Source organism: Pseudomonas sp. B21-010, assembly GCF_024749325.1.
GTDB lineage: Bacteria > Pseudomonadota > Gammaproteobacteria > Pseudomonadales > Pseudomonadaceae > Aquipseudomonas > Aquipseudomonas kilonensis.
The window spans coordinates 5,088,388-5,101,486 of sequence record NZ_CP087198.1 but is presented as its reverse complement, the minus strand read 5'-3'; the positions used below and the strand labels follow the sequence as shown (position 1 = coordinate 5,101,486).

General features: G+C 62.1%; 10 protein-coding genes. 7 read left to right on the top strand and 3 right to left on the bottom strand.

Annotated features, from left to right (window positions below; genetic code table 11):
* Positions 1–35: 35 nt before the first annotated feature.
* On the bottom strand, positions 36–1,910 hold the full coding sequence (locus tag LOY50_RS22670) for a bifunctional diguanylate cyclase/phosphodiesterase (RefSeq protein WP_258689245.1): 1,875 nt from the start codon (positions 1,908–1,910) through the stop codon (positions 36–38).
* Positions 1,907–4,198, bottom strand: coding sequence for an EAL domain-containing protein (locus LOY50_RS22665; protein WP_258689244.1), 2,292 nt, complete (start codon positions 4,196–4,198; stop codon positions 1,907–1,909). The genes LOY50_RS22670 and LOY50_RS22665 overlap by 4 nt, the downstream gene beginning before the upstream one ends.
* Before the next feature lie 228 nt (positions 4,199–4,426).
* Here LOY50_RS22665 and LOY50_RS22660 point away from each other — a divergent pair, with 228 nt between their 5' ends.
* From LOY50_RS22660 to LOY50_RS22635, 6 genes are all read left to right on the top strand, one after another.
* A complete protein-coding gene (locus LOY50_RS22660; protein WP_258689243.1) occupies positions 4,427–5,794 on the top strand; it encodes an HD domain-containing phosphohydrolase in 1,368 nt (455 codons plus the stop codon).
* A 201-nt stretch (positions 5,795–5,995) separates the two neighbouring features.
* Positions 5,996–6,136: a hypothetical protein gene (locus LOY50_RS22655; protein ID WP_253478745.1), complete on the top strand. Its 141-nt coding sequence runs from the start codon at positions 5,996–5,998 to the stop codon at positions 6,134–6,136.
* 697 nt (positions 6,137–6,833) lie between these two features.
* Entirely contained in the window at positions 6,834–7,166 is a 333-nt protein-coding gene (locus LOY50_RS22650; RefSeq protein ID WP_253477662.1) for a DUF6124 family protein, read from the top strand.
* 641 nt (positions 7,167–7,807) lie between these two features.
* Positions 7,808–8,224 (top strand): NUDIX domain-containing protein, encoded by a 417-nt coding sequence (locus LOY50_RS22645; RefSeq protein ID WP_258689242.1) that lies wholly within the window; start codon positions 7,808–7,810, stop codon positions 8,222–8,224.
* A gap of 24 nt (positions 8,225–8,248) precedes the next feature.
* Complete coding sequence (locus tag LOY50_RS22640) at positions 8,249–8,887, top strand: LysE family translocator (protein ID WP_013694135.1); 639 nt, start codon at positions 8,249–8,251, stop codon at positions 8,885–8,887.
* On the top strand, positions 8,884–9,381 hold the full coding sequence (locus LOY50_RS22635) for a GNAT family N-acetyltransferase (protein WP_053181384.1): 498 nt from the start codon (positions 8,884–8,886) through the stop codon (positions 9,379–9,381). Before LOY50_RS22640 ends, LOY50_RS22635 begins: the two co-directional genes overlap by 4 nt.
* Before the next feature lie 191 nt (positions 9,382–9,572).
* On the opposite strand, the gene metR is transcribed toward LOY50_RS22635, so the two are convergent.
* Entirely contained in the window at positions 9,573–10,490 is a 918-nt protein-coding gene (gene metR, locus LOY50_RS22625; protein ID WP_058546066.1) for a transcriptional regulator MetR, read from the bottom strand.
* 109 nt (positions 10,491–10,599) lie between these two features.
* On the opposite strand from metR, the gene metE reads away from it, so the two are divergent.
* Positions 10,600–12,912 (top strand): 5-methyltetrahydropteroyltriglutamate--homocysteine S-methyltransferase, encoded by a 2,313-nt coding sequence (gene metE, locus LOY50_RS22620; RefSeq protein WP_258689241.1) that lies wholly within the window; start codon positions 10,600–10,602, stop codon positions 12,910–12,912.
* Positions 12,913–13,099 lie beyond the last annotated feature (187 nt).

Below are 13,099 nucleotides of genomic sequence, written 5' to 3'. Positions count from 1 at the left end.
TTTCCTTGAAACTTTGGTTGATAACACTCAGGTGTTCACGAAAACGGGTTCTGGCGTTTTTCCCACTCGGTCATCCAATCGGCGAAGGCCTGAGGTTCGACGGCCTTGCTGAAGTAATAACCCTGGACCTCCTCGCAGTGGTGCTGTTTGAGAAACTCAAGCTGCTCACGGGTTTCCACCCCTTCGGCAATGATGTGCAGGTTCAGGCTCTTGCCCAGGCTGATGATGGTGCTCACCAGCTTGGCGTCGTTGCTGTCGATGCTCAGGTCACCGACGAACGACTGGTCGATCTTCAACACATCCACCGGAAATTTCTGCAAATAGCTCAGGCTCGAATAGCCGGTGCCGAAGTCGTCGATGGCCAGGCGAATCCCCTGCTGCTTGATGGCCTTGAGGATGGCGACCGTGGTATCGACGTTCTGCATCAGGACGCTTTCGGTGATCTCCAGTTCCAACTGTGTCGGAGCCAGGCCGGTTTCCTTGAGGGTGCGGGCGATGCCTTCGACGAAGCCGCGCTGGCGAAAATCGATGGCCGAGACGTTCACCGACAGGTACAGCGGGCGCATGCCCTGGGCTTGCCAACGGCAGGCCTGCTGGCAGGCTTCCTGCAACACCCATTGGCTCAGCGGAACGATCAGGCCGCTGTCCTCGGCCACCGGAATGAAATCCGAGGGATAGACCAGGCCATGATCCGGCCTGTTCCAGCGCACCAGCGCCTCGACGCCGACCACCTTGCCGCTCTTGAGGTCGAGCTTGGGTTGGTAATGCAGCACGAATTCCTTGCGTTGCAGGCCCAGGCGCAGGCCGGATTCGATGGTCTGTTGCTGACGGGCCCGGCGGTTCATGTCTTCGGTGAAAAACCGGTAGTCGTTGGGGCCGGTTTCCTTGACGTTACGCATCGCTGTCTCGGCTTTCTTGATCAGCGCCACGGCGTCGAAACCGTCGGAGGGATACACGCTGATGCCCAGGCTCGCGGTGACGGTCAGGTCATGGCCGTCGATGGGTTGCGGGGAACTGATGGCCGCCAGCAGTTTGTCGGCCACGCCTTTGGTCTGTTGCGGGTCGACCACATCTCCCAGTACCACCACGAATTCATCGGAACCGTAGCGAAACACCGAATCGGATTCGCGCACCACGGTCGCCAGTGCCCGGGCCACGCGCTTGAGCATTTCATCGCCCACGGGATGGCCCAGCGCGTTATTGATGCGCTTGAAGCGGTCCAGGCCGATGAACATCACCGCCAGCTGCCGATCGTGCCGGCGGCACTGGGCCATGGCCTGGGTCAGCCGATCGCCGAGCAACATGCTGTTGGGCAGCTCGGTGAGCACGTCGTATTGCAGCAGGTGGGACACCTTGAGCAATTCCTGGACGCGCTCTTCGATCGTACGTTCCAGGCTGCGCATTTTCCTCGCCGCATCCTGGGCCAGCTGCCATTTCCAGGTCATGGCACTGGCCATCTGGCGGATTTCCAGGGTGTCGAAGGGTTTCTTGAGGATCAGCAACTGATCGTCGAATTCGATCCGTTCGGACATGGTTTCCCAGGAATAGTCAGAAAACGCCGTGCACAGGGCGATTTGCAGGCGCGGGTCGGCCTCCCACAGCGCCTCGATGGTTTGCAGGCCGTCCCAGCCCGGTGGCATGCGCATGTCGGCGAACACCAGCGCATAGGGCTGGCCTTCGGCCTGGGCGCGCTTGACCAGTTCCAGCGCCTCCTCGCCCTGGTAGGCCGAGTCGATCTGGAATTGCAGCCGGCTGACCTGCGGGGTGCCGAACAGCAGGCTCTCGGTGTCGTCCAGTGAGTCATCGCTGCCGGCGCTGGGGCTGAGGATCTTGCGAAAGTCCTGGTGGATCGCGGGCGTGTCGTCCACCACCAGGATTCGCCGGTTGGCAGGTACCGACATGGGGTTCATGGATTGCTCTCCGATAGCTGGCTCGCCGGTCGGGTCCAGTGGTCTGTCGCGGGAATGATGGTGCCGGCCTTGAGCAGTTCGGCGGCCTGGCCGCTGTCGACCACGGTGCTGAAGTAATGCCCCTGGGCCTGCATCGCTCCACCGCTGGACATCAGCGTGGTGCGTTGCTCCTGGGTCTCGACACCCTCGGCAATGATCCCGATGCCCACGTCCCGGGCGAAGTTGATGATCGCCCGCAACGTCGTGGCGTTCTCGGGGTCGGCGTTGGCGCTGTCGAGGAAACGCTGGGCGAGCTTGAGGTGATTGACCCTGTAGGTCTTGAGGTAATCGAACGAGGAGTACTCGGTGCCGAAATCATCGATGGCGATCTGCACGCCCAGTTCGCAGAGGCGCGGCAGCACGTCGTTGTGGGTCCACTTGGTCTGGGCCAGGGTGGCTTCGGTGACGTCGAAGCGCAGGTCCCAGGGCGCCAGTTCCCAGCGCGCGGTGGTGCGCAGCACGTCGTAGATCAGTTCCGGCCCGGTCTTGAGCTGGGTCAGGGACAGGTCGATGGCGATCACGGGAGGCGCCATGCCCTGGTCGCGCCACTGGCGCATTTGTTGGCAAGCCTGGTCCAGTACCCAATGCCCCAGGCCAATGATGATCCCGGTTTTCTCGGCAGCGGGCATGAAGGCCGCCGGTTCCAGCCAGCCACGTTGGGGGTGGTTCCAGCGTACTTGCACGCCCATGCCGAGGATCTTGCCGGTGCCGAGGTCGACTTCCGGCAGGTAGTGCAGGTGCAGTTCGTTGTTTTCAATGGCTTGGCGCAGGTCATTGGCGAGGGCGACCCGGTCGGTGACTTCCTGATTAATTTCCTCGTTATGGAAATGGTACTGGTTGCGGCCCTTTTCCTTGGAGCGGTACAGGGCCATGTCGGACTGCGCCATCAGGCTGTCGGCACTCAGGCTCTGCGGGGTGTACAGGGCGATGCCGATGCTCACCGAGATCCGCACATCGTTGCCGTCCAGGGAATACGGCGCCACGAGGGCATCGCGGACCTTGCCCGCCAACGCGGCGCAATGGGTCGCTTCATGGACATCCAGTTGCAGGAGGGCGAACTCGTCGCCGCCCAGGCGCGCCACCACGTCGTTTTCCCGGGTGCAGGCCTTGATGCGAGCGGCGACCTCCTGCAACAGCAGGTCGCCGATGGGGTGGCCCAAGGTGTCGTTGATGCGTTTGAAGTGGTCCAGGTCCAGGTAGAACATCGCAAACGGTGCGGCACCCCGACGAGCGGCGGCGAAGGCCTGGTGCAGGCGCTCGATCATGGTGGCGCGGTTGGCCAGCCCGGTCAGGCCGTCGGTGCGGGCCAGCAGGGCGATTTTTTCTTCGGCCAGCTTGCGTTCGGTGATGTCGAGGATGATGCCTTCTATTTCCAGCAACAGGCCATGGTCGTTGCGCACCGGAATGTAGCGGTTCTCCACCCAGCGGAACGTGTCGTCGCCGGTGTGCATGCGGAACTCGATGGACGCCCCTGCGGAATCGCGGTCCAGGACGCGGACCATGGCCTCATGGACCTTCTCCTGGTCGTCGGGGTGGATCAGGGTTTGCGCCCAGTCCGGCGAGTTGGTCAGTTGCGCTGCGGAATGGCCGAACTTGGTGATGTTGTGGGAGATGTACATCAATGCGAACGGTGGCTCGCCCCGCAGGCGATAGAGAATGGTCGGGCTGTTCTGCACGATGATGTTGGCGTCGGCCAGTTCGCGGGTGCGTTCCTCGACCGCGCGCTCGAGCATGTCCATTTTCAGCGCCGCGTCTTCGGTCATCTGCCATTTGACGGTCAAGGTGCAGGCCATCTGGCGGATCTCGATGGCGTCGAAGGGTTTTTTCAGGATGAGCAGGCGGTCGCCCAGCTCAAGACGGTCGGCGATGTCCTCCCAGGAATAGTCCGAGTAAGCGGTGCACAGGGCCACTTGCAGCTTGGGGTCGGCGCGCCACAGCCGCTCGATGGTTTCCAGGCCGTCCCAGCCCGGCGGCATGCGCATGTCGATGAACGCCATGGCGAAGGGTTGCCTCTGGGCCAGTGCCGTTTCGACCTTGTTCAGGGCTTCCATCCCCTGGAACGCCGAATCGAGCACGAAACTCGTACCGGAGACCGCCACGGGCGAGCCGAACAGTGCTTCTTCGGCGCTGCTCAGATGGTCATTGGCGTCCGCCTGGGGGCTGAGGATCTTGCGAAAATCCTCATGGATGGTCGGTGTGTCGTCGACGATCAGGATCCGCCGATTGGTTTTATCCAATGGCAGGCTCATGGCCGTGCACCACTTTGATGCTGACTATAGAACCCTGGGAACATCTGATATCCCTTTCGCTGGCATGAGTATTCGGCCTGTACTTGGCCCTTCATGGGATACAGCATAGTCGTCTCATCGGGATACGCTCGGCCAGTGATGGCAAATGTGTCTAAATGTTCGCAATCTACTAGCCTGTATTTCGGGGGTAAGGTAGAACGGTTGTCGTGAATAGGAGGGGGGTTTCAAATGGAAGATCAATCGCCGGATGTTCCGGTAAGGAAACCAGCGGTGCTGTTGGTCGATGACGAAGAGTCGATCCTCAATAGCCTGCGTCGGCTATTGCGCAGCCAGCCGTACGAGATTCTGCTGGCCGACAGTGGCGCCAAGGCCTTGGAAATTCTCAAGGAGCGGCCGGTCGACCTGGTGATGACCGATGCGCGCATGCCGAACATGGATGGCGCCACGCTGCTGGCCGAAATCCGCAAGCTGTACCCATTGACCTTGCGCATCCTGCTCACCGGTTATGCCGATGTGGACATGATGACCAAGGCCATCAACGAGGGGCAGCTCTATCGCTACCTCAGCAAGCCCTGGAACGATGAGGAACTGGTGCAGGCCTTGCGCCAGGCCCTGTCCCACCAGCATTCCGAAAGCGAGCGCCAGCGCCTCGAAGCGCTGAACCGCGAGCAGAACCAGCAACTCAAGACCCTTAACGCCACTCTGGAAAAACGCGTGGCGTCGCGCACCTCCGAGCTGCAGCAGACCGCCGACATGCTCGATTTGGCCTATGACGAGCTCAAGCGCAGTTATGTGACCAGCACCGAAGTGTTTTCGCTGATCGCCAACCTGCGCCTGCCCAAGACCAAGCAGACCAACCGGCAGATCATCGAGTTGATCAGGGTCTATAGCCGGCTGCATTTCCTCGATGAGTCCGCCGACCGCGACCTGACCATGGCCGCGGCGCTCTACAACATCGGCAAGCTGAGCTGGACCGACAACATGATGGTCACGCCTGCCGACTTGCTGCACCACAACGAACTTGAGCTCTATCGGGCCTATCCGAAGCAGAGCGAATCGCTGCTGATGACCCTGGACCCGATGAAGGACGCGGCGCGGATCATTCGCCATCACCAGGAGCGTTGGGACGGCAGCGGTTTCCCCGAGCACCTTCGGGGCGAGGCCATTCCGTTCGGTTCGCGGCTGTTGAAACTGGCGGTGGACTTCATCGAGCTGCAGCGCGGGTTGATCCTGGAGCGGCAGATGAACAGCGACGAAGCGCTGGTCTATATCCGCAAGTACGCGGGCAAGCTGTACGACCCGGATATGATCGAGGATTTCATCAAGGCGTGTGCCGAATACCTGGAAGACGTGACCCTGTCGGACCCGACGGTACAAGTCTCCACCACGCGCGAGTTGACCGCGGGGATGATCCTGGCGCGCAACCTCAATGCCGACAACGGCATGTTGCTGCTCAACGCTGGCAAAATCCTGAGCGGGCCGTTGATCGAAAAACTCATTGCCTTCGAAGCGATGGAGGGGGCGCGGTATAGCGTGTTCGTCAAGATCCCCGAAGAGCAGGCCGACCCTACGGCGCCGAAGCCGATTTTGGGGTGACTGGGGTCTGGGTTGGGTTGGGTTGGGTTGGATTGGGTACATATCCGTTGCTGCGGTAACGGCGGCTTAGGGTTCCGCCCTGACGGCGGGTCACTTTTGGAAGAGCCGGGAGCCGGACCAGCCAAAAGTAACCAAAAGCGCTTTGCCCCACCACTCGGCACCTCGCTCAGGCTCGGTGTGCCCTCACTCCGGCATTGCTCCGTGGGCCGCCGCGAAGGGCCATCCATGGCCCAGCGCGGCTACCTCGGCATCCATGCCGAGGTGCCCACTGCGCAATACCTGCGTTCGGCCATCGTGGTTAACGGGGCGCCCGAGATCAACGTCCACCGCGAGGCGGCCTAACAGCCGACCTGGCTCTTGATGGAGACCGCGTTCCCCCTGTGGGAGCAAAGCTTGCTCGCGAGGCGGCCTAACAGCCGACCTGATTCTTCCGGCCGTACCCCGATCCCATTGTGGGAGCGAGCTTGCTCGCGAAGGCGGCCTAACAGCCGACCTGTCTCTGGCGGCTGTACTTCAATCCAACTGTGGGAGCGAGCCTGCTCGCGAAGGCGGCGGCACATTCAACATGGATGCAAGCAGACCCATCGCTATCGCGAGCAAGCTCGGCTCCCACAGGGATCGGCGGTGGACACGGATCTTATAAACGACCAAAAACCTGTGTGGGAGCGAGCTTGCTCGCGATGGCGGCCTGACAGCCGACCAGGATTGTGGGAATGGTCGGACAATCCTCCGGGTTGCAGCAGATTTTTCCGACGAGCTCTGGCGGTTGCCGGGTGGGTAGGGCTGTCGCTAGTCTTTTCCCGTCGCTGCAAATTCAGCGGCCGGGCTTGGAAACCCGATAAGTAGACGGCGCGAAAGCGCCCTTCATGACGTATGCTTGCGGTCGTTTTTTGACCATGCTTTCGTTATGGCGGCTGTGCGCGGGAGACCTTCGGGTCTGTCGGGCTCGTTTACCCCGGTTTTCCAACCTGCGTACGGCTGCCACCCCTCGCTTGGAAACGAACGTGGCAGCTCCAACCTGTAGACGGAGTGTCACCCTATGTTCAAAGCCACACCCAATCCCCCCGAAACCGATCCCCAAGAACTCGATGAAGCCGCCAAGCGCGCCATCGACCATTATCTCGACCCCAAGCCTCAAGCCAAAAAGAAAAAGCCCTCAGGTCAACTGTTCACCGTCGTGGCCGGTGTCGACACCGAAAGCCTGCTGGCCAACCTCAGCGAAACTTTGGCCTCAGCCGATGCCATGGTCAGCGACCTTGCCTTCGACCTTAAAGGCTCGCGACGCCATGTTGCCCTTGGCATTCAGCAACTGATCGAGCTGGGCGCTTTATTGGCGAATCGGATGCTGGATAACGTCAATACACAACCTTGACCACACCGCGCGCAGAAGCGAGAAGGCTCGCTTCCACAATTGGACCGGGGTACGACCGGGAGAGCCAGGTCGGCTGTCAGGCCGCCTCGCGAGCAAGCTTTGCTCCCACAGATCTGATGGGTGTACGACCGGAAGAACCAGGTCGGCTATAAGGCCGCCTCGCGAGCAAGCTTTGCTCCCACAGATCTGATGAGGTGTACGACCGCAAGAGCCAGGCCGGCTACTAGGCCGCCTCGCGGTGGACGTTGATCTCGGCGCCCCGTTAACCACGCTGGCCGAACGCAGGCGTTGCGCAGTGGGCACCTCGGCATGGATGCCGAGGTAGCCGCGCTGGGCCATGGATGGCCCTTCGCGGCGGGCCCACGGAGCAATGCCGGAGTGAGGGCACACCGAGCCTGAGCGAGGTGCCGAGTGGTGGGGCATGAGCGTTTTGCTTACTTTTGCGCTTCTCAAAAGTGAGCCGCCGTCAGGGCGGAACCCTAAGTCGCCGTGACCGCAGCAACGGATATACACACCAACCCCAATCGGTCGAAACTGACCACAGGGAAACTGCGCTGATTTTTAGTCCCGCACCAGACTTTGCTCCCACCCCTACGCGCTGTAATCTCCCCGCCATTTCCCGGCCAAGGCTTCGATCACCCATGACCACCTCCCTCATCCGCATCGCCGCCGCCCTGTTGCTCGGGCCGGACGGGCGAACCCTGCTGGTGCGCAAGCGCGGCACCCGGGCCTTCATGCAGCCGGGCGGCAAGATCGAGGCCCATGAACAACCGGTGCAGGCGCTGGCCCGCGAGCTGGAAGAAGAGCTTGGGTTGCAGATCGCCCCGGCACAGGCCCGTTACCTGGGCGTGTTCAGCGCGCCGGCGGCCAACGAACCGGGGTTTACCGTGCAGGCCGAGGTGTTTTTGCTGAGCATCGACGCCCCGGTTTCGCCGGCTGCCGAAATTGAAGAGGTGTGCTGGATCGACCCGGTCCTCGACAGCAATCTTTTGCTGGCACCGTTGACAGGCGAGGTGATCCTGCCGTTTTATCGAGCGACACTTCTCGCTACCTGCTGATTCACGCCTCAAGGACTGATGCTCATGATTCCATTGCCGGACCTGTTGATTTTCGCCGCCGCCGCGTTGCTGATGGTACTGACGCCCGGGCCGAACATGATCTACCTGATCTCCCGTTCGATCTGCCAGGGCCGCAAGGCCGGCGTCACCTCCCTGCTGGGGGTGGTGGCGGGGTTCTTCGTGCACATGTTCGCCGCGGCCGCCGGGTTGACGGCGGTGTTCCTGGCGGTGCCCGTGGCCTATGAAGTATTGAAATGGGCCGGTGCGCTGTACCTGTTGTGGCTGGCCTGGCAGGCCGTCAAGCCGGGCGCGCGTTCGCCTTTCGAGGCCCAGCAGTTGCCAGCGGACTCGACGCGCAAGTTGATCACCATGGGCTTTCTCACCAGCGCCCTGAACCCCAAGATCGCGGTGTTCTATCTGTCGGTGTTCCCGCAGTTCATCAGCCCGGAACACGGTTCGCTGTTCACCCAGAGCATCATCCTCGGGCTGACCCAGATCAGCGTCAGTTTCAGCGTCAACCTGTTGATCGCCCTGTTCGCTGCCGGAATTGCCTCGTGGTTCGTCCACAACCCGACCTGGCTGGCGGCGCAGCGCTACTTCATGGGGTTTGTCCTCGGTGCGCTGGCGTTGCGCCTGATGTTTGAGCAACGGCGTTCGGCGTGAGCATCCGACGGTTGAGGGCCGGCGATGCCCAGGCGTATCGCCAGCTGATGCTCCAGGCATACGCATTGCACCCGCAGGCCTTCACCTCCAGCGTCACCGAGCGGGCCAAGCTGCCTATCAACTGGTGGGAGTCACGCCTGGGCAGCCGGCTCGATGTGTTGTTGGGGGCGTTTGTCGAGCAAGAGCTGGTCGGCATCGTCGGCCTGGCCCTGGAGCCTCGGGAAAAAGCCCGACACAAGGCGCTGCTGTTCGGCATGTACGTCGCCGATGAACAGCGCCACCGCGGGCTCGGCTACCAACTGGTCCAAGCCGCCCTCGCCGAAGCCCGGCGCCATCCCTTCCTGCGCCTGGTGCAACTGACCGTCACCGCCGGCAACGAGCCGGCGCTCAAGCTCTACCAGCGTTGCGGCTTCGTCCTGTATGGCCTTGAGCCGATGGCGATCTGCGTGGGCGACGAATACCACGACAAAATCCATATGTGGCTTGAACTCTAAGACCACCACCATTCCCCTGTGGGAGCGAGCTTGCTCGCGATAGCGGCTGCACATTCAACATCTCCGCAAGCTGACCCACCGCCATCGCGAGCAAGCTCGCTCCCACAGGGGATTTGTGTTGTGGACACTGTCGATACCACCCAAAAAATCCCTGTGGGAGCGAGCTTGCTCGCGACTGGGGCCACTCGGTGTCAGCGCACGGCACTGACACCATCCAATGTCGAAAACGACGTGTCCTTGGCCGTCAGCAAAAAGTCGCGCATGTACGGCGCGTCGAGCATGTCGGTGCGCACCGCCGCGTACAGCGTGGCAAACAAGCCTTTCTCCCCCAGCCGCTTGGCCTTCACGTAGCCCCGCGAGCTGTATTCATGCAGAGCCCAGTGCGGCATGCCGCAGACGCCGCGACCGCTGGCCACCAGTTGCATCATCATCACCGTCAGTTCAGAGGTGCGCACCTGGGCCGGTTCGATGTCGGCCGGTTCCAGGAAACGGGTGAAGATGTCCAGCCGGTCGCGCTCCACCGGGTAGGTGATCAGGGTTTCGCTGATCAAGTCCTCGGGCACGATGTAGGGCTTGCCCGCCAGTCGATGCTGGTTGGCCACGGCGAGCATCGCTTCGTAGGTGAACAATGGCACGTAGGTGATGCCGGCCAGCTCCAGCGGGTCGGAGGTCACCACCAGGTCGAGGTCGCCCCGGGCCAGGGCTGGCAGCGGTGCGAAGGCGAAGCCCGAGGCCAGGTCCAGTTCGACTTCCGGCCAGGCATCGCGGAACTGGTCGATAGTTGGCATCAACCACTGGAAGCAGCTATGGCACTCGATGGCCATGTGCAGCCGTCCGGCGGTGCCGCCAGCCAGGCGGGCGATGTCCCGTTCGGCGCCGCGCAGCAAGGGCAGGGCGGCATCGGCCAGTTGCAACAGGCGCAGGCCGGCGCTGGTGAACCGTACCGGCTTGGTCTTGCGCACGAACAACTGCATGCCCAGGCGCTCTTCCAGTTCCTTGAACTGGTGGGAGAGGGCGGACTGGGTCAGGTGCAGGCGTTCGGCGGCTTCGACCAGGCTGTCGGCTTCGCGCAGGGCGTGCAGGGTCTTGAGGTGACGGAGTTCAAGCACCGGAGTTGCTCCATGAGTAAAACTTGTGATCAACACGAAAAGGTTGAGTTTGTCTCATGCAGGGTCTGCTGTCGACAATGGCGCCATCTTTTACAGGAGGACGCACACCATGGCCCTGGCCCACACCCTCGGTTTCCCGCGCATCGGCGCCGACCGCGAACTGAAAAAAGCCCTCGAAGCCTACTGGAAGGGCGACCTGGCCCCGGCCGCGTTGCAGGCGGTGGGTCGCGAACTGCGGGCCCGGCACTGGCAATTGCAGAAAGACGCCGGCATCGACCTGCTGCCCGTCGGCGACTTTGCCTGGTACGACCAGGTGCTCAGCCACTCCTTGACCCTGGGCGCCGTGCCACAGCGTTTCCACAGCACCTTGAATGCCCAGGGCCGGCCGACCCTCGACACCCTGTTCGCCATGGCCCGTGGCGCCACGACCAGTTGCTGCGGTGCCGACCACGGCCAGGCGCAATACGCCCAGGAGCTGACCAAGTGGTTCGACACCAACTACCACTACCTGGTCCCGGAGTTTTCCGCCGACCAGACCTTCGCCCTGAGCTGGGAACAGTTGTTCGACGAAGTGGACGAGGCCCATGCCTTGGGTCATCAGGTCAAACCGGTGATCATCGGTCCGTTGACCTACTTGTGGCTGGGCAAGGCCAAGGGCGAGGCGTTCGACAAGCTCGACCTGCTGGAGCGCCTGCTGCCGGTCTACGGTGAGATCCTCAACCGCCTCAAGGCCCAGGGCGTGGAATGGGTGCAGATCGACGAACCGATCCTCACCCTGGACCTGCCCCTGGCCTGGAAGAGCGCCTTCGAGCGGGCTTACCACATCCTCCAGTACTCGCCATTGAAAAAGCTCGTCGCCACCTATTTCAGTGGCCTGCAAGACAACCTCGGCCTGGCGGTGAGCCTGCCAGTGGACGGTTTGCACATCGACGCGGTACGTGACCCGGAACAACTGGGCCAAGTGCTGGACCGCCTGCCGACCTACAAGATTCTCTCGGTGGGCCTGGTCAACGGGCGCAACGTCTGGCGCTGCGAACTGGAACAGGCGCTGGCGCAATTGCAACCGGCCCAGGAGCGCTTTGGCGACAATCTCTGGGTCAGCACCTCGTGCTCGCTGCTGCACAGCCCGGTGGACCTGGAGCGCGAAGACCAGCTCGATCCGGAACTCAAGAGCTGGCTCGCCTTTGCCGTGCAGAAGTGTGGTGAAGTCGCGGTGCTGCGCGATGCCCTGAACGATCCACAGGCCCCCGCTGTGCAGCAGGCCTTGGCCGATAACCGCGTGGTGCAGGCCAGTCGCGCCAGCTCGGCGCGCATTCACAAACCCGCGGTCCAGGCGCGCCTGGCGGCAATCGGGCCACAGGACAGCCAGCGGCGTTCGCCGTTTGCCAAACGCATCGAACGTCAGCGCGCCCGTCTGAAACTGCCGGCCTTTCCCACCACCACCATCGGCTCCTTCCCGCAGACCCCGGCGATTCGCCTGGCGCGCCAGGCCTACAAGCAAGGCAAGCTGTCGGCCAATGACTATCAGGACGCCATGCACACCGAGATCCGCCATGCCGTGCAGATCCAGGAACGCCTGGGCCTGGACGTGTTGGTGCACGGTGAAGCCGAGCGCAACGACATGGTCGAATACTTCGCCGAGCAACTGGACGGTTACGTCTTCACCCGTTTCGGTTGGGTGCAGAGCTACGGTTCGCGCTGCGTGAAACCGGCGATCATCTATGGCGACATCAGTCGGCCGAACGCCATGACCGTCGACTGGATCCGCTACGCGCAAAGCCTGACCGAAAAAGTCATGAAAGGCATGCTCACCGGTCCCGTGACCATGCTGATGTGGTCGTTCCCCCGCGAAGACGTGTCGCGCCAGGTCCAGGCCCGACAACTGGCCCTGGCCCTGCGCGACGAAGTGCTGGACCTGGAAAAGGCCGGGATCAAGATTGTGCAGATCGACGAGGCGGCGTTCCGCGAAGGGTTGCCGCTGCGTCGCGGGCAATGGCAGGAGTACCTGGATTGGGCGGTTGACGCGTTCCGTTTGTGCGCGTCGGGCGTGGCTGATGAAACCCAGATCCATACCCACATGTGCTACAGCGAATTCAATGATGTGATCAAGGCCATCGCCGACATGGACGCCGATGTCATCACCATCGAGACCTCGCGTTCGGACATGGAGTTGCTGGAGGCTTTCGAGGCGTTCGACTACCCGAACGACATTGGCCCGGGTGTCTACGACATCCACTCGCCACGGGTGCCGGACACGGCCGAGATGGTTGCGCTGATGAGCAAGGCGGTAAAACGGATCGCCGCCGAACGGCTGTGGATCAACCCCGACTGCGGGTTGAAAACCCGGGGCTGGCCGGAAACGGAAGCGGCACTGGTGAACATGGTGGCGGCGGCGCGGCAGTTGCGTAGCCAATTGGCGTAGGAGCTGTCGAGCGAAGCGAGGCTGCGATCTTTTCCCAGGCAATTGAGTCATGAGTGAAAAAAACAGCAGATCAAGGTCAAAAGATCGCAGCCTTCGGCAGCTCCTACGCAATCTTCATCAAACTGTCACGCAACTGTGGCAGCGCGCTTGAACAAACTTCATCAGACTCGCGCTCTACTGGGGTTCT

Excerpts from the sequence above, each read along its gene's own strand:
- LOY50_RS22670 (WP_258689245.1), bottom strand. The coding sequence starts at position 1,910 with ATGAACCCCATGTCGGTACCTGCCAACCGGCGAATCCTGGTGGTGGAC.
- LOY50_RS22665 (WP_258689244.1), bottom strand. The coding sequence starts at position 4,198 with ATGAGCCTGCCATTGGATAAAACCAATCGGCGGATCCTGATCGTCGAC.
- LOY50_RS22660 (WP_258689243.1), top strand. The coding sequence starts at position 4,427 with ATGGAAGATCAATCGCCGGATGTTCCGGTAAGGAAACCAGCGGTGCTG.
- LOY50_RS22650 (WP_253477662.1), top strand. The coding sequence starts at position 6,834 with ATGTTCAAAGCCACACCCAATCCCCCCGAAACCGATCCCCAAGAACTC.
- LOY50_RS22645 (WP_258689242.1), top strand. The coding sequence starts at position 7,808 with ATGACCACCTCCCTCATCCGCATCGCCGCCGCCCTGTTGCTCGGGCCG.
- LOY50_RS22640 (WP_013694135.1), top strand. The coding sequence starts at position 8,249 with ATGATTCCATTGCCGGACCTGTTGATTTTCGCCGCCGCCGCGTTGCTG.
- metE (WP_258689241.1), top strand. The coding sequence starts at position 10,600 with ATGGCCCTGGCCCACACCCTCGGTTTCCCGCGCATCGGCGCCGACCGC.